General features: G+C 46.5%; 14 protein-coding genes. 7 read left to right on the top strand and 7 right to left on the bottom strand.

The window, feature by feature from the left end:
- Window positions 1-91: 91 nt before the first annotated feature.
- Window positions 92-838 carry a TSUP family transporter gene (locus ACFQS8_RS05715; RefSeq protein WP_382166299.1) on the top strand — a complete coding sequence of 249 codons (747 nt, stop codon included), beginning with the start codon at window positions 92-94 and terminating at the stop codon, window positions 836-838.
- A gap of 3 nt (window positions 839-841) precedes the next feature.
- Here the strand turns inward: ACFQS8_RS05715 and tadA are convergent, their stop codons facing one another.
- A complete protein-coding gene (gene tadA, locus ACFQS8_RS05720) occupies window positions 842-1,297 on the bottom strand; it encodes a tRNA adenosine(34) deaminase TadA (RefSeq protein WP_382166592.1) in 456 nt (151 codons plus the stop codon).
- Window positions 1,298-1,362: 65 nt separating this feature from the next.
- On the opposite strand from tadA, the gene rsmD reads away from it, so the two are divergent.
- The 3 genes from rsmD (at window position 1,363) to ACFQS8_RS05735 (ending at window position 4,021) form a co-directional block, all read left to right on the top strand.
- On the top strand, window positions 1,363-1,986 hold the full coding sequence (gene rsmD, locus ACFQS8_RS05725) for a 16S rRNA (guanine(966)-N(2))-methyltransferase RsmD (RefSeq protein WP_382166300.1): 624 nt from the start codon (window positions 1,363-1,365) through the stop codon (window positions 1,984-1,986).
- 9 nt (window positions 1,987-1,995) lie between these two features.
- Window positions 1,996-2,958 (top strand): hypothetical protein, encoded by a 963-nt coding sequence (locus ACFQS8_RS05730; RefSeq protein ID WP_382166301.1) that lies wholly within the window; start codon window positions 1,996-1,998, stop codon window positions 2,956-2,958.
- A gap of 91 nt (window positions 2,959-3,049) precedes the next feature.
- On the top strand, window positions 3,050-4,021 hold the full coding sequence (locus tag ACFQS8_RS05735; protein WP_382166302.1) for a bifunctional helix-turn-helix transcriptional regulator/GNAT family N-acetyltransferase: 972 nt from the start codon (window positions 3,050-3,052) through the stop codon (window positions 4,019-4,021).
- A 109-nt stretch (window positions 4,022-4,130) separates the two neighbouring features.
- On the opposite strand, the gene lysM is transcribed toward ACFQS8_RS05735, so the two are convergent.
- Window positions 4,131-4,571 (bottom strand): peptidoglycan-binding protein LysM, encoded by a 441-nt coding sequence (gene lysM / locus ACFQS8_RS05740; protein ID WP_382166303.1) that lies wholly within the window; start codon window positions 4,569-4,571, stop codon window positions 4,131-4,133.
- Between the two features lie 137 nt (window positions 4,572-4,708).
- Between lysM and rnhB the strand changes: the two genes are divergently transcribed.
- The 3 genes from rnhB (at window position 4,709) to ACFQS8_RS05755 (ending at window position 9,441) form a co-directional block, all read left to right on the top strand.
- The gene (rnhB, locus tag ACFQS8_RS05745) at window positions 4,709-5,302 is read left to right on the top strand and encodes a ribonuclease HII (protein ID WP_382166304.1); all 594 of its coding nucleotides are present in this window, start codon (window positions 4,709-4,711) and stop codon (window positions 5,300-5,302) included.
- A gap of 171 nt (window positions 5,303-5,473) precedes the next feature.
- On the top strand, window positions 5,474-8,275 hold the full coding sequence (locus tag ACFQS8_RS05750; protein WP_382166305.1) for a TonB-dependent receptor: 2,802 nt from the start codon (window positions 5,474-5,476) through the stop codon (window positions 8,273-8,275).
- A gap of 101 nt (window positions 8,276-8,376) precedes the next feature.
- A complete protein-coding gene (locus ACFQS8_RS05755) occupies window positions 8,377-9,441 on the top strand; it encodes a phytase (RefSeq protein WP_382166306.1) in 1,065 nt (354 codons plus the stop codon).
- Window positions 9,442-9,519: 78 nt separating this feature from the next.
- On the opposite strand, the gene ACFQS8_RS05760 is transcribed toward ACFQS8_RS05755, so the two are convergent.
- The 5 genes from ACFQS8_RS05760 to ileS form a co-directional block, all read right to left on the bottom strand.
- Window positions 9,520-10,029 carry a GyrI-like domain-containing protein gene (locus tag ACFQS8_RS05760; RefSeq protein WP_382166307.1) on the bottom strand — a complete coding sequence of 170 codons (510 nt, stop codon included), beginning with the start codon at window positions 10,027-10,029 and terminating at the stop codon, window positions 9,520-9,522.
- Window positions 10,029-12,005 (bottom strand): DNA mismatch repair endonuclease MutL, encoded by a 1,977-nt coding sequence (gene mutL / locus ACFQS8_RS05765; RefSeq protein WP_382166308.1) that lies wholly within the window; start codon window positions 12,003-12,005, stop codon window positions 10,029-10,031. Before mutL ends, ACFQS8_RS05760 begins: the two co-directional genes overlap by 1 nt.
- Window positions 12,006-12,123: 118 nt before the next feature.
- Window positions 12,124-12,645: a DUF3035 domain-containing protein gene (locus ACFQS8_RS05770; protein WP_382166309.1), complete on the bottom strand. Its 522-nt coding sequence runs from the start codon at window positions 12,643-12,645 to the stop codon at window positions 12,124-12,126.
- Window positions 12,646-12,756: 111 nt separating this feature from the next.
- Window positions 12,757-13,353, bottom strand: coding sequence for a signal peptidase II (locus ACFQS8_RS05775; protein ID WP_382166310.1), 597 nt, complete (start codon window positions 13,351-13,353; stop codon window positions 12,757-12,759).
- 29 nt (window positions 13,354-13,382) lie between these two features.
- On the bottom strand, window positions 13,383-16,292 hold the full coding sequence (ileS, locus tag ACFQS8_RS05780; protein WP_382166311.1) for an isoleucine--tRNA ligase: 2,910 nt from the start codon (window positions 16,290-16,292) through the stop codon (window positions 13,383-13,385).
- Window positions 16,293-16,299: the final 7 nt, after the last annotated feature.

Raw genomic sequence — 16,299 nt, forward strand, 5'->3', positions numbered from 1 at the left:
AGCAGAGATCCAACAGGCAACACGCAGCAAGTTAGCACATACAGAGCACACACACCTAGCCAAGCAAGCACGAATATAGCTAAAGGGTAGCATGTCCCTACCAATAGCCCTGCTCATCCTCATCACAACACTTATCAGCGCCTTCATCTCAGGTATTTTTGGGATGGCTGGCGGCTTGATTTTAATGGGTTTATTGGTCGCTGTGACGACAATTCCTCAAGCTATGATTATTCATGGTGTACTTCAGTTCTTTAGCAATGCATGGCGTGCCTATTTGCTGCGAGATCATATTAATTGGAGGATAATTGGGAATTATTCCATTGGGGGCGGATGTGCTGTTGTGTGTCTGGCATTTATCTCATGGACACCTAACAAGCAGATGCTTTATTTCTTACTCGGGATGATGCCCTTATTGATATGGCTCCCTAAGCGTTTGTTTTACGCTGATATTTTGAGAAGGTTGGACTGTATATTGGCTGGCTTTCTAGTCATAGGTCTAAACACGCTTGCCGGTGTTGCTGGGCCAGTATTGGACTTGTTTTTTGTCCGTTCAGAATTAACGCGTCAGGGGATTGTCGCCAACAAATCCACAACACAAGCATGCGCGCACCTCATAAAAATCGCGTTCTGGACCGGTCCTGCTCTCAAGGTGGCTGGCGTCAGCTCACTGCCTCCTCTCTGGCTGATGCTCGCTGCTTTGCCCCTGTCCCTGCTCGGCACATGGCTTGGTGGCCTTGTGCTAGAACGCATGAATGACAACAACTTCAAACGTTATATGCGTTGGCTAGTTACACTTATTGGCGGAATATTTTTGTTGCGTGGTTTGGGTTTATTCTGAGTTTTAATTTTTCTTTCGGCGCATTCTAAAAAACGCTTTGAGAATATCACCTGCCTCTTTTGCATTCACTTCATCTTGCGCCCATTCTGGTCGCCAATGACAGGTAGGTTGTTCGAAAAATTTAGGACCATTCTTGATTGCTCCCCCCTTTATATCTTCGGCGGCGAAGATAACTTTACCAATTCGCGAAAAACTAATCGCCCCCGCACACATAGCGCATGGCTCGAGCGTTACGTATAATTCAAGACTTGGCAGCCTATAATTTTCAACAGAAGCACACGCAGCCCGTATCGCAATAATCTCGGCATGCGCAGTGGGATCATGTTTGCCAATAGGCATGTTTTGGCCTTCTCCAACGATTTCACCAGTTGAAGGATCGACAATAACTGCGCCCACTGGCACTTCGCCATTGTCTGCTGCTTCCTTCGCTAATTGCATCGCACGCGCCATAAACGTCATTTTGGCAGCCTCATCTTCATTTAAGCCATTCACAAATCATATCTGTCAGTGCTAACGCATTTCTTATGAGAATTGTAAGCGGAAAACTAAAAGGTCGTTCGATCATTACCCCTGAAGGGCGCGATACGCGTCCTACATCCGATCGTGCACGCGAAGCCATGTTCAACATATTAGCACACGCAGATTGGGCTCCCCCTATAGAGAATGCGCGCGTGATTGATCTTTATGCTGGGTCTGGTGCGTTGGGCTTTGAAGCGCTTTCGCGTGGCGCGAGCTACTGTTTATTTGTAGAAACCCATGTAAAAGCACGTGGCGTTATTCGCGAAAATATCGAAAAATTCAGCCAATTCGGGACAACCCGTATTCATAGACGTTCTGCTGTCGACCTTGGTAAGCGTCCCGCAGGAGCTGGAGAGAAATTCAGTATTGCATTTATGGACCCGCCCTATGGCTATGATCTAGTAGATCCAGCTATTCGTGAACTGGTCAAAGGCGATTGGTTGACGGATGATGCAATTATCGTTGCTGAAGTATCCAAAGACGACCCAGCACCAAAATTTCCAGACTTCCAAGTGCTTCACGAAAAAAGCTATGGAGCTGCACGCGTATATATGGCGCGCCCTGCCAGAGAAGAGATCACATCTCAACCTCAAGAAGACAGACCACCCTCACCTGATGAGGCCACATAGGGACAGAATATGGCCCTTCGCCTCAAAAAATCAGACACTGAGATCAAGCACACGCTTTCCCGAAAAGGTGTACCCTCCCCAGTTATAAACTACGTAATGGAAGAAACTGACACGCCGCAGGCATATGAAATGCTGACATGGCTTGTTGTGTTTTTAGCTTTTTCTGGTGTCTATATTGGCGTTGTATTTCTTTGGCCATTCATGGTTGAATTATCTAAAACCGCCGCCCTAAATCACGCACAAAAAACCCCAGCAATTTTATTTGATTATAATTTTGGTCCCGCGCTCATTTTAGGAATGCTCGCTTGGGTCTTTATCTGCCTATCTGTGCCTAGCATTCTAGTCACAGCGAAGCCCAAATTGCAGAAAAGCATTTTCAGTCGCTTACTTTTGGACCCTTTTAACGGCATTGTCGCAAGGCACTTTTTGAAGAAAACAAATACTGACTTTAAACAAACACCTCTTAGCGTTGATGGGTATGTAAAAAATTTCTTCAACAAACTCACCAGCTTTATAGAATGGCAGGCAATTTTATTATCGCTCGCTTCGGCGACCTTTATGTATTTGGAATTTCAGGCGCATACCTTGATCATGCCTGATGGCGTGAAACAGGCGAATATATTGCCGTGGGTGAGGCCCAAAACGCAATTTTTTGCCGATGCATCTTATGTGGAACTTGGCTGCAATTATATTGACGAGGAAATGAGCCACCTCAATTATACTATCCATTTTAAAAATGGGCCGTCTGTAGATTTAGGCGCAAGCTTTCCAGTAAAAGGAAAATGGATAGATCAAGCTGAAGCCATCAATGGTGTTCTCCTCGCCAACAACACCCAATTTCGACGATGGGAATGGCCTGGACGTACCGCCCTACACCCTAAATGTATTGAACGTTACTCAGCTGAGTTTGGTGTCGAGGGCAATGCGCGCCTACACTCTCTCTTACAAACCTCCCGCCTTCACAACGAATAAGTCGAGCTGAATGTCTACTCACTATAAATAGGCCTTGCGAATATACATAACATGTTATATTTAATTTGTGCGCTAATTTGGGGAAGCTATTATGGCGAAAGATATTTTAGAGGATGCAGGTTATCTCGCACTTGGAAGCCGCCTAAAACGCCTAGCAGAGCGGCTGCAAGCTGACGCTGCCAAACTACACGAAGCACATGGCTACGATATTCAACCAAGTCAGTTTCCAATGCTTAAAGCTCTGGATATGCACGGGGCGCTAACTGTTGCCCAAGCTGTTGATGCGCTGGGGGTTAGCCAACCAGCCGTGACGCGAACAATGAACACCATTGTTCAGGCAGGTCTTGCCACAACAAGACCTGATGAAAAAGACCAACGCGTTAAATGGATAGAGCTCACCAGCAAAGGCGAAGCTGTGCTTGAAGATATCCGAAACAATCTGTGGCCCCATATTCAAGAGGCTGCAAAGCAAGCCAGCGCCTTCCCTAAAGGTTCTTCACCCACAAGCCTGCTAGACGCTCTATCCCGTCTTGAACAAAATCTATCCATCGCATCATTAGAGGATCGCGTGATGCAAATGACTCATGCTTCCAAAGTTGAGATTGTTGATTTCAGTGATGAACTTGCTCAAGACTTCTATGATATTACCGCGCACTGGGTCTCTGAGATGTTTAAACTGGAACAAGCAGACAGGGACATTATTGAAAACCCAAGAAAACTCATCATTGATCGCGGCGGTATCATCCTTTTTGCCAAGACACCAGAATTAGGCGTCATAGGAACATGCGCACTCATCAAAATAGAGGAAGGTGTTTTTGAACTCACCAAAATGGGCGTGACCGAGAATGCGCGCGGATTGAAAATTGGTGAGAAACTATTGCAGGCAACTATTGAACGCGCAAAATCAATGAAGATGGAGTGTCTTTATCTTTTGACGAATGAAAAATGTGCTCCCGCTATTCATCTCTATGAGAAGAATGGTTTTGTGCATGATGCGCATATTATGCAGACTTATGGCGCACGTTATGAGCGCTGCAATGTGGCGATGTATTATCCACTCTAGTTAAAAAAATTGCGCATTTGGTGTATATTCATAGCACCAAATTCCCCACAAAAAACGCCAGCCTCTATGCAGAGACTGGCGTTCTTTTTATCCAAATTTGGATTTGCAATTATGCTTTTGCATCCAATGCGGGGATACGCAAAACTTGACCCGGATAGATTTTATCTGGGTGAGACAACATTGGCTTATTAGCTTCAAAAATAACGGGGTATTTCATCGCGTCGCCGTAAACTTCTTTTGCAATTTTGCTCAAAGTATCGCCGCTCACAACTGTGTGCGTACGCGTGGCAGCAATTTCCATATTATCTTCGACAGCGTCTACACCTTCCACATTACCTGCAATGAGAACAAGCTTCTCACGCTCTTCTTGTGTTAGGGCTTTACCTGTCAGAACAACTTTATCGCCTTCAACGGCAACATCCACACCTTCTGTTTTGAAGCCGTGCTTTTCCATTTCACCTTTTAGGTTTTTGGCATCTTCGTCTTTGTCTTTTCCAAATCCGATTTTTGCACCGGCATCTTTGGCAAACTTAATGATTTTTCCAAACATAGTTGGTCCCCTATTTAAAATGGTAAAACATGGTTAGCATGCCTTAGATGAACCTAATAAAACAAGACGCTATTATTTGGATTATCTTCCGACCTGATTGCTATATTTGAGTGGCGACTCACGTCATTGCTACACGTATGGAAAAACTAGACATAATTTGCGGCGTTGATGAAGCTGGACGTGGACCTTGGGCAGGCCCTGTTTGTGCTGGTGCTGTCATACTCGATCCTTCAAAACCCATTGCTGGATTAAACGACTCCAAAAAACTTACTGAGAAAAAACGTAATTTGTTAGCGCCCCTTATCTATGAGCATGCGCTTGCTTGGGGCTTGGGTTGGGCTAGCCCTGAAGAAATCGACACGCTTAATATTCGTCAAGCCAATCACCTCGCCATGCGACGCGCCGTGAATGCGCTAAAGCTTTCTCCCACACTTGCGCTAGTAGACGGCAATGATGCACCCACACTCGGGTGCCGTGTTGAAACCCTCATTGGCGGTGATGGTATAGAGGCCTGCATTTCGGCAGCCTCCATTTTAGCTAAAACAGCACGCGATGCTAAAATGCTAGAATATGATGCACTCTATCCTGAATATGGTTTTGCAAAACATAAAGGCTATGGCGTTAAAGCCCATTCAGAAGCGCTTAGGCGTTTGGGACCTTGCCCTATTCACCGCATGAGCTTTAAACCCGTTCTGGCTGTAAACTCCAAAACTAGCTCAACAAAAGTGTGACCCCAAAAACACGATTACATCTCCTCTCCCTACGGAATGTAGAGTGTCATTGTCCCGTCACATATCTGTAATTCAAGCGTCACACAAAATCGGCATGTCAGGCTCCAAGTCTGAATCAGAACTCGGCATTAGCACCGAGTCATAACCACCTCCCCAAGGAGAATGCGGATCATGTCGAACCGTCTAAAAAACACACTTATGTGTACAAGCTTGATTACAGTTGCGATGGGGCTAGTGGCTCCTACGGCGATGGCTGCGATTGTTGAAGGTAAAGTTACAACAGGCGGTGCTCCTGTTGAAGGCGCCATTGTTTCAATAGATAAAGGCCAAACGACTTCAACGCGCGCTGATGGCTCATACCGCTTTGCAAACCTTGCTGAAGGTGAGCACACTCTCTCTGTTTCTTATGTGGGTGCGGAACGCAAAACTGCAACAATCTCAGCTACTGACGCGACACCAACTGCATACAATTTTGTGCTTGGCGGCGATGACGAACGCACAATGGATACTATCCTGATTACAGGTCAACGCGGTTCACTATTTGCTGGTATCAACCAACAACGTGCTGCTGATAACCTTGTTGCTGTTCTGTCTGCAGACGCATTGGGTCAATTCCCAGACCAAAACGTGGCTGAAAGCGCACGTCGCGTCGCGGGTATCTCTGTTGCAAACGACCAGGGTGAAGGCCGCTATGTGATCATTCGTGGTCTCGACTCCAGCTTGAACTCTACATCTGTGAACGGTGTGCGTATGGCGTCTCCAGAAGCAGATACACGCTCTGTAGCTTTGGATGTTGTTGATGCAGACATTCTAGATTCGATCACAATCACAAAATCACTAACACCTGACCTTGATGGTGACGGTATTGGTGGTTCTATCGACATCAAAACGCTTTCTGCTTTTGATAAAGACGGCCTCTTCTTTAAAGCAAAAGTCGACGGCATTTATTCTGAAAGCTCAGACAAAGTAACACCTAAAGTTGGTATTACAGTCGCAAACACATTCCTAAACGACATGGTTGGTGTTGCTGGTTCTCTTTCTTTTAACCGCCGTGATTTCACGACGACAAATAAAGAAGCGGATTGGGCGTATGACTTTGATGACGCCGAGTTTGAACTTGAAGAACTCGAAATGCGTAAATACGAAGTTGTACGTGAACGTTTGTCTGGTGCTTTGAACTTCGATTTCCGTCCAACAGCAAACACAGACCTATACCTACGTACATTGTACAACTCGTTCAATGACAACGAAATTCGTACACGTACCACCTACCGCGAGAAGCTAGACCGCGACATCAAAATTCGTGAAGAAACACAAGACTTGTGGTCTGTTCAAATCGGTGGTGAGACACGCATTGATGCAATTACAATTGATTATCAAGCAGCCTACAGTCACGCTGAGGAAGAAGAGCCAGACCGCATCGATGGCGCTTTCCGTCTAGCAAAAGACAACCGAACATCTGTCGATTTTGATCTGTCAGATCCTTCATTGCCAACGCTTGCGGACACGAATGCGGATTTCTTTAACGCTGCCTTGTTTGAATTTGATGAGCTTGAATACCTCAACGGATTAACTGAAGAAGATGAATTCGCTGCAAAGATTGACATTAAACGTGATGGAAATGTTTTCGGAACTTCTGGCTTCGTAAAAGGTGGGTTGAAGCTACGTTTACGTGAGAAATCAAACGATGTTGCATCAATAATTTATGATGGACATGAGAATGATCTTATACTCAGCAACTTCCTATCTGGTGTTGAATACTCTTTAGACAATATCGGCCCCACAGTGGATTATGGTGCGCTTTCAAGTTTCTATTTTGGGAACACAAGTGATTTTGAAGTAAACTCTGTAGATAGTGCGATTGCCTCATTCGCGAGTGATTACAAAGCGACTGAAAACATTTACGCAGGTTACCTCATGTCTCAAATGGACTTTGGTACTGCGCTCGTCACATATGGTGCACGTGTTGAAGCGACCGACTACACAGGTAAAGGCTACATCACGACAGCTTACGCAACTGAAGACCTTGCCAATGCTGCAGATGGCGCACCAAACGGTGTGATCGTCGCAAGTGATGTAGATGTTGACGACAATGAAGGTACGTTTGCATATGCAGATTACCAAACAGCACGTCACTCTTATGTAGATTTCTTGCCAAGCTTGAACGCTAAATTCGACATTAATGAGAATTTGGTAGCTCGCGGTGCTTACTATGCATCCATCGCACGCCCAAGCCTGAAACACGCCTCTCCTTCTTCTGAAGTTGAGCTAGATGGCGGTGACTATGAGGGTACAATTGGTAACCCTGACCTAGATCGCCAACAAGCACACAACTTTGATGTTGGAATTGAATTCTACCCATCAAACAGTGGTGTGTTATCACTTGGTTTCTTCATGAAAGACATTGAAAAGCCAATCGCTGAAATCACATATTCTGATTACGCGGCTTTAGGCGTTGTCTTCAAAGAAGCTTCACAATTCGTCAATCTTGAAGATGCGAATGTGACAGGACTTGAGTTCAACTATCAACAATCATTTGACGGTATTTTGCCAGGTGTATGGGGTGGATTGATTGTTGGGGCGAACTACACGCTTCTAAACAGCCAAACCACTTACACAAATGAAGACGGAACAACACGCTCTATTCCGTTGCCAAAAACATCCGACAATATCGGAAACGTTATGTTTGGGTTTGACAAATACGGCCTAGATCTACGTGCTGCACTTACATACCGTAGTGAATACCTTGATGAAATTGGTTCTAACGGTAGAGACCGTTATTTCAAAGACCGTTACCAAGTTGATCTTACAGCAAAATATGCGCTGACAGACAGCCTGCAAATGGTTGGTGAAATTAGCAATGTGACCGATGAATCCGAGCATGCTGTATTCAAAACACAATTGGGAACAGGTTTGTCCCAATATGATGAATATGGCTACACAGCTAAGTTTGGTGTGCGTTACACATACTAAACACGTTGAGTGCTGATAATTCTGGCCCGTTAGTCTCAGGATTGACGGGCTAGTTTTTATCCATCAACCAGCTTTCTTACTTTTAAAGAATGGAAGAAAATATGCGCCCTCTATTTCCCCTTCTGGCTAGTGTAGCTTGTCTTGCGCTTGTCAATTGTGCTGCAACGCCCAAATATGCAAGCGATGAGCTGCTAGGTGTTGCCTCTGTGTCTGCATTTGCAGAAACACCAGCAGTTGAAACGTCTGAAGATGCAGCGGATGATCCTGCAATTTGGGTAAACCCCAAAGATGCCAGTCAATCACTCATCCTTGGCACCAACAAACAATCCGGCATTTATGTTTATGATTTATCTGGCGCACAAAAACAGTTTCTGCCTGTAGGTCGCGTAAACAATGTAGATGTACGCTCTGTTCAAACTGCAAATGGCGTACGCCACATCGCGGCAGCGTCTAATCGCACATCTAACACGCTGACTTTTATGGAAATTAATCCAGAAACAGGTAAAGTAAACACATTAAAAGACTTTGCGATTAGTGAACCAGAAGTCTACGGATATTGCCTTGGTGTCGCAAAAGATGGCTCTTTGCTTTCATTCGTCAACACGAAAACAGCTAAAGTTCTTGTCCACAGAATCGACCTAGAAACGCTAACTGCCACACAAATTGATTCATGGACATTCGGCGGTCAGATGGAAGGCTGCTCAAATGACGACGCTGCGGGTATTCTCTTTCTAGGCGAAGAAGAGCACGGTTTATGGCGTGTCACACATGACAATGGCGCTGAAACAAAACGCGAAATCATGGACACTATCGCAAATGATCAAGGCTTGGTCATGGATGTTGAAGGTGTCGACATTTGGCATGGAGATAATGGCACAGGTTATGTTGTCGTATCAGCTCAAGCCGCTGATAGATATGTAGTTTATCAACGTGAAGCACCCTATAAAAAGGTCGGAATCTTCAACATAAAACCAAGTGCTGACGGCAAGGTTGATGGTGTATCTCACACAGACGGACTTGCAGTCTCTTCAGCGGCTTTCAATGAAAGTTTATCTTCTGGGTTGCTCGTTGTTCAAGATGACGACAACACTGATCCACAAGGGTATCAGAACTTCAAATTGGTAAACTGGAAAGACGTTGAAAAAGCGCTAGAACTCAAAAAATAGCATTTAGAAACAGACAACAAAAAAGGGCTATCAACCTTCGTTGATAGCCCTTTTCATATATACTACAATGCTTGAAAATCAGGGAATTAGAATAGGTTTTATTGGGACCCATATCTCAATTATGCCCTCGCCCGTCTGCGCATTATATCGCTCATCATAGATTTCAAATTCTGGCGTCATTGCAAAAGCTTCAACAATTTCAAGCCCTTTGCCCTTAGGAAACTCCGTAAAAACCCACTCCCAAGTTTTGCCAATGGCCTCAACATGCCCCTCATGCGCAACAACTAAATAATGCTGATCTGGAATGACCATACGGTCAAAATCTTTATCGACACCCTCAAAATCAGTTACGGCAATTCCAGCTAAATAATCAACTTCACCATCGGGATTACTTGCCCCGATAGCGCCGTAACATGCATCATAAATCGCGTTTTTAACTTCTGGAATTTGCGGTCCAAATGCGCGCCAAAGTGCTGGAATTCCTTCAACACGTTCTGCTGCATCAAACTGTTTACGAAGCCCCACAACCTTAAACCCTTCGCGAAATTCATAGCGTGTTTGAGGTGTTTTAAATTCAGTGTCTGTCATTACCGTCTTCCAAAAAGTCGTTCAATATCAGCGAGTTTCAACTCAACATAGGTTGGACGTCCGTGATTACATTGCCCCGAATGAGGTGTATCCTCCATTTGGCGAAGCAGTGAATTCATCTCTTCTCCGGTCAGGCGGCGACCGGCGCGCACGGAACCGCGACATGCCATATTCCCCATAACTTCCTCAAAGCGCTCCTTGAGAGCAAGCCCTGCATCATATTCGGCGAAATCATCAGCAAGATCGCGGATAAGTCCTGCAACATCCATCTCCCCAAATAAGGAAGGCGTGGCGCGCACTGCGATACAACCAACACCAAAGGCTTCGATTTCTAAACCTAATTCAAGAAGTTCATCTGAGCGTGATAAAACCCTTACCGCTTCATCTTCAGAAAGTTCAACAATTTCAGGGATTAACAACGCTTGGCGGCGCACACCATCTTGTGCCATTTGGCGCTTCATACGCTCATAGACAAGGCGCTCATGTGCTGCATGTTGATCGACTATGACAATACCATCTTGGGTTTGTGCAACCACATAGGTTTCATGCAATTGCGCCCGCGCAACCCCCAAAGGAAATCGGCTAACCTCTTGAGCGCGTTGGGATTCCATCTCATTTGGCTCAACACGCGCAGACATGTTTTCAGTTGCTTCAAACGATCCGGCTTGCCCCTGATAATGCGGTGCAGGAGTCTCTTGTAGGCCAGCATTCAACCCTGTTGCCAAAATATATGTATCTATATCTGCTGCCGAAGGGCTTGGAGATGGCCGCCATTGGCCACCTGATGCTGGGCGCCCCATAGTGGATTGCAATACGTTTGTCCCTGGCAAGAACCCTGTCTGGTCCCCCTGCTGCCTTGCTTGTTGTTCCACGATGACCCTGCCCAGCGCATCCCCTGCTACCGTCGTGGACGCACGGTGCCCCGCCGCTGCTAAGGTGTGACGAAGCGCACCGATCAAAAGACCGCGCACATTGCCCGGATCACGAAAGCGTACTTCAGTTTTTGCAGGGTGTACGTTCACATCCACAAACTCTGGATGCAGATCAACAAATAGCGCCGCCATCGGATGCCGATCACGCGCAAGGAAATCTTGATAGGCTGCACGGATCACACCATTGAGCAATCTATCTTTCACAGGACGCCCATTCACAAACAAATATTGGTGCTGAGCATTTCCGCGATTGAGTGTCGGTAATCCGGCAAATCCAGTGACGTACACACCTTCACGTTCAGCATCTATTTCACATGCATTTTCGCGAAATTCTTTCCCCATGATCGCGCCTAAACGCTTTAAGCGCGCTTCTTCAAATGCGCCCTCTTCTCCATTGAGGTTGATGAGTTTTCGACCGCCAGATTCAAGGATAAATCCAATATCCGCATTCGCCATAGCTAGGCGTTTTACCGTGTCAGTCAGCGCCATTGTTTCAGCGCGCTCAGACTTCATAAATTTCAGACGTGCAGGTGTGGCATAAAACAAATCACGCACTTCAATACGCGTTCCGCTTTGAGAGATGCCTGTCCATGCAGCCGGTGCTGGACCTTCTACATTGCCGCCCTCAATACGCAATTGATAAGCAGCATCTGCATTCTTCACCCGCGAAGTAATCGTCATACGCGAAACGGAACCAATGGACGGTAGCGCTTCACCGCGAAATCCAAGCGTATGAATGTTTAAAAGGTCAACACGTCCATCTTCATCTGCTTGTAGTTTAGATGTTGCGTGACGCTCAACAGCAATGGGTAATTCCTCAGGCGTCATACCCTTGCCGTCATCTTCAATGACCATACGGGTTAACCCGCCGCCTTCGATTAGAATACGGACATTCTTTGCGCCAGCATCCAACGCATTCTCAATAAGCTCTTTTGCGGCTGCGGCTGGGCGTTCCACAACCTCACCTGCTGCTATGCGGTTAATCGCATCGGCTGGGAGACGGTGAATACAAGGTGGTGAATGTGAGGAAGTTGTATCGGGCATACGGCTAGCTTAGCTTGCCAGCCGATTCGCATAAAGGCCAGACAATAGGAATTGGCCTCATACCCTGTGTTCTATCTGTAAATTTAAGTGCAAAACTCAATTTACACTCTTATTGGATTTACAGCCCTGGAAGTTTGCTGTCGCCCGCACGGCGTTTAATGATGACATCATCACCGCCTGTTGCATTATCAATCAATTCTTGCTCAAGGCGCGCTGCTTCATTTTCTGGGTCTAGCACAAGTGCTTTTTCATCATTGCCTTTGAAGAATAAAATCTTGTCAGACAAGCCTTCGCTTTTGCGCAATGTACCTGTGGCATCATAATCAACTTGGGCACGTACTTTAGCATCAATGGCTTCACCGCCTGCTTTACGCACAAGTAAGCGTTCACCTTCTGACGCTTGACCGCCAAGTCTTTCACCAAACAAGATCGCGCGCGCTTGATCATCGCGTTGCAATTCTACCGGAATGCTCTCACCTGTTGCTGGTGGACGCAGATTGTATTCTGGCGGCACACTCAATGGCGCTTTACGTACAACACGGAATTCATCTGGTGCGTTTGTTCCGCTGGATGAACATCCAGTTGCTGTCATCGCTGCGACTGAAATTGCGGCAGTCAAACCCAGTACTGTTTTTTTCATCTATCACGCCTTTTAAAACACGTTGGAATTCAAATTCATTGTGTCATTGAATGACATAACGCATCGAACCCAGAAACACTTATATGCAGGATAACCAGAAAGCTAGCCTGATCAATCCTCTTTCACCAGCAACTGGTCAGCTATTAAGATAATTGCGCCCAATGAAATGGCCATATCCGCCACATTGAACACATAGGGAAAACCTAATCCTAAAACACCATCTCCATTATAGATGGCTTTGTCCAACCAACCCAATGGTCCGCTTGTCGCTGGAAATGTGATTCCAAACCACGGACCGGAAAAATCCATAAAATCAACTACGGCACCAAACCGCGCACGATCAATCATATTGCCCAAGGCTCCACCAATCACAAAGGCAAGCGCAAGTGCTGTTGACCAGCGATCAGCTTTTAACAACCAACCAGAAAAAACAACGACGATCACTAAAGTCACGGCGAATAATATCCAACGGCCAATACCGTCAGATTGCATCATGCCGAAACTCATCCCGTAATTCCAAACCATAGACAGATCAAAACTCTGCGAGATTTCTATTTTCCCGCAATTGGGAACGCTGGAAAATAAACACCCCCGCGCGTTGAAAACATCATTGTTTAAAACCAATGCTTTGGTGAATTGATCAAGAATAAGCGAGAAAAGAGCAAGCGGACCTGCCCAGACCCAATAGCGGTTTGTTACCTGTATCATGCTCTTTCCTCTTTCGCTTTTGGCAAAACCTAAGCGCTTTTATTCAGTTTATCCCAAGCCATAACAGCCTTGGCATCTCGCGGTGTAATGCCCGGGAATTCAGGCAAGGCTGTGGCAGGATCAAAAATCTTCCATGACCGCGCACACTTCACACCTTCAGCTTTTGCAGGCACGACACTCACACCTTCAACATCTGCCATTTTAAAAGCTGTCTCTGGAGATTTTCCAGATTTCAAATTGGCTTGCGACGTAATAAAGACATCCGCGCTCACTTCACCTTCAAATGCAGCCAACAGATCAGCGTCTTCCACATACACATCCGGCCCAGCTTCCAAGGATGACCCTATACGTTTTTCACGTCGTTCAATCTCCAAGGCTCCAAGCACAACACGGCGTACTTTAAATATCTTGGCCCATTTTGCTGCTACAACTTCATTCTTCCATTCCGCTGGTACGTCTGGGAATTGGCGCAGGTGAACTGATCCCGCATCTGGGAAACGCAAGCGCCATGCTTCTTCACATGTAAACACCATTACGGGCGCAAACCATGCTGTGAGGCATTTGAACAATTCATCCATCACTGTGCGGCATGAGCGACGACGGATATCATCGGGTGCATCACAATAAAGGCTGTCTTTACGGATGTCGAAATAAACCGCTGACACATCATTATTGGTAAAGACTTGCAGCTCTTTAAATGCAGCTTGGAAATCATAAGCGGCAAATGCGGAACGTACCTTCGCATCAACTTCTGTTAGGCGGTGAAGCATCCACTGCTCAAGGCTTGGCATGTCCTCAACGGCAACACGCTCGCTTTCCTCAAAGCCATCCAAAGCTCCAAGCAGATAACGCATTGTGTTGCGAAGCTTGCGATAGCTTTCAATGTTGGCAGCGATGATATCCTTACCGAAGGCTGGATCGTCTGTGTAATCTGAGGAACCAACCCAGATACGCATGATTTCAGCGCCGTATTGGTTACATACTTCATCTGGCTCGATACCATTGCCCGATGATTTGGACATTTTGCGACCATCTTGCGCAACCACAAACCCATGCGTGAGCACGCCTTCATATGGGGCGCGGCCACGTGTGGCGCAGCTTTCTAGCAAGCTAGATTGGAACCAACCACGGTGTTGGTCAGACCCTTCTAAATACAAGTCAGCAGGCCATTTCAAACCACGTTTTTCGAGCGTGAAAGCGTGTGTTGTTCCTGAGTCAAACCAAACGTCGAGAATGTCAGTGACTTTTTCAAAATCTTCAGCGTTGTATTTGTCGCCCAAGAAGATGTCTGAAGATGTCACAAACCATGCATCTGCACCGCCCTGCTCAACGGCGGCGACGATGCGATCATTCACATCGTTATCATTGAGTATAACACCGGTTTCTTTGTTGACGAATAAAGTTAGCGGTACACCCCACGCACGTTGACGCGAAATGAGCCAATCAGGACGCCCTTCCACCATTGAGCTTAGGCGCGCACGCCCGCGTTCAGGTGTGAATTTCGTTTGCGCGATAGCAGCCATTGCTTTTTCGCGAAGTGTTTTTCCGCTTTCATCAGCCACATCCATAGAGATGAACCATTGCGGCGTTGCACGGCGGATAACAGGCGCTTTTGAACGCCAAGAGTGTGCATCGCGAAGTGTGGTCATGCTGCGCGCGAGCAAATTGCCTTGTGCGATAAGCGCATCCATCACGGCTTTATTGGCTTTACCATCTTGGCCGCGCTTCTTGCCATCTATGCGGATAACATCAAGACCTTCAAATCCCGGACATTCTTTTGTGTAACATCCAAAATCATCGAGTGTTTCAGGAATATCTGCTGTGGAATACCCATTGGCGAGCCAGACATTATAGTCATCCTCACCATGACTAGGCGCTGTGTGCACAAAACCCGTACCCGCATCATCGGTGACATGATCCCCAGCAAGCATTGGCACGTCGAACTGGTAGCCACCAAGATCTGCGTCGCGAAGTGGGTGCGCAAGCGTCAAGCCTGATGGATCAACATCAGAAACGCGTTTCCAAGCTGCTGCTTTAGCGCCCTTCATGACACTTTCAACGAGTTTATCAGCCACGATGATCTTATCGCCCGGTTTGATCCATGGCTCAAACGGCAGGTCGGCTTCTAATTCTGTACACTCAAACAAGCCATATGAAATGTTCGGGCTATAAGAGACTGCGCGGTTTGCAGGGATTGTCCAAGGCGTTGTTGTCCAGATAACGACACTAGCTTCGCCCTTGTGCGGACCATCAACTATTGGAAACTTCACCCAGATCACATTGGCTTTGCGGTCTTCATATTCAACTTCCGCTTCAGCAAGGGCTGTTTGCTCCACCGGAGACCACATCACAGGCTTAGACCCGCGACGCATTTGGCCAGACATGGCAACTTTGAGGAATTCTTCCACGATTGTCGCTTCAGACCCAAAGTCCATTGTTAGATAGGGATCTTCCCAGTTTCCGATAACACCGAGGCGTTTAAACTCTTCACGTTGAATGCCGACCCATTCAGTTGCGTAGGCGCGACACGCTTCGCGGAACTCAGAAGCATCAACATCGCGCTTGGCTTTACCCTTTTGGCGAAATTGTTCTTCAACTTTCCATTCAATCGGCAAACCATGACAATCCCAACCCGGGATGTAATCAGCATCAAAACCTGACATTTGCTTAGTGCGCACAACAAGGTCTTTAAGGATTTTGTTCAGTGCGTGTCCCAAGTGTAAATGGCCGTTCGCATAGGGAGGGCCATCATGGATCATAAATTCTGGGCGGCCTTTGGCGTCTTCACGCAGCGTTTCATACAGATTTTCTTCGTCCCACTTTGCTAGCCATGCTGGCTCAGCTTTGGGCAGACCTGCGCGCATAGGAAAGTCTGTCTTAGGAAGGAAAAGCGTTTCACGGTAATCGCGGCCTTCAGGAAGATTCGTGTCTTTGGACATGTTTTTT

It is taken from the genome of Hirschia litorea (assembly GCF_042665075.1).
Classification (GTDB): domain Bacteria; phylum Pseudomonadota; class Alphaproteobacteria; order Caulobacterales; family Hyphomonadaceae; genus Hirschia; species Hirschia litorea.

Excerpts from the sequence above, each read along its gene's own strand:
- ACFQS8_RS05715 (WP_382166299.1), top strand. The coding sequence starts at position 92 with ATGTCCCTACCAATAGCCCTGCTCATCCTCATCACAACACTTATCAGC.
- tadA (WP_382166592.1), bottom strand. The coding sequence starts at position 1,297 with ATGACGTTTATGGCGCGTGCGATGCAATTAGCGAAGGAAGCAGCAGAC.
- rsmD (WP_382166300.1), top strand. The coding sequence starts at position 1,363 with ATGAGAATTGTAAGCGGAAAACTAAAAGGTCGTTCGATCATTACCCCT.
- ACFQS8_RS05730 (WP_382166301.1), top strand. The coding sequence starts at position 1,996 with ATGGCCCTTCGCCTCAAAAAATCAGACACTGAGATCAAGCACACGCTT.
- ACFQS8_RS05735 (WP_382166302.1), top strand. The coding sequence starts at position 3,050 with ATGGCGAAAGATATTTTAGAGGATGCAGGTTATCTCGCACTTGGAAGC.
- lysM (WP_382166303.1), bottom strand. The coding sequence starts at position 4,571 with ATGTTTGGAAAAATCATTAAGTTTGCCAAAGATGCCGGTGCAAAAATC.
- rnhB (WP_382166304.1), top strand. The coding sequence starts at position 4,709 with ATGGAAAAACTAGACATAATTTGCGGCGTTGATGAAGCTGGACGTGGA.
- ACFQS8_RS05750 (WP_382166305.1), top strand. The coding sequence starts at position 5,474 with ATGTCGAACCGTCTAAAAAACACACTTATGTGTACAAGCTTGATTACA.
- ACFQS8_RS05755 (WP_382166306.1), top strand. The coding sequence starts at position 8,377 with ATGCGCCCTCTATTTCCCCTTCTGGCTAGTGTAGCTTGTCTTGCGCTT.
- ACFQS8_RS05760 (WP_382166307.1), bottom strand. The coding sequence starts at position 10,029 with ATGACAGACACTGAATTTAAAACACCTCAAACACGCTATGAATTTCGC.
- mutL (WP_382166308.1), bottom strand. The coding sequence starts at position 12,005 with ATGCCCGATACAACTTCCTCACATTCACCACCTTGTATTCACCGTCTC.
- ACFQS8_RS05770 (WP_382166309.1), bottom strand. The coding sequence starts at position 12,645 with ATGAAAAAAACAGTACTGGGTTTGACTGCCGCAATTTCAGTCGCAGCG.
- ACFQS8_RS05775 (WP_382166310.1), bottom strand. The coding sequence starts at position 13,353 with ATGATACAGGTAACAAACCGCTATTGGGTCTGGGCAGGTCCGCTTGCT.
- ileS (WP_382166311.1), bottom strand. The coding sequence starts at position 16,292 with ATGTCCAAAGACACGAATCTTCCTGAAGGCCGCGATTACCGTGAAACG.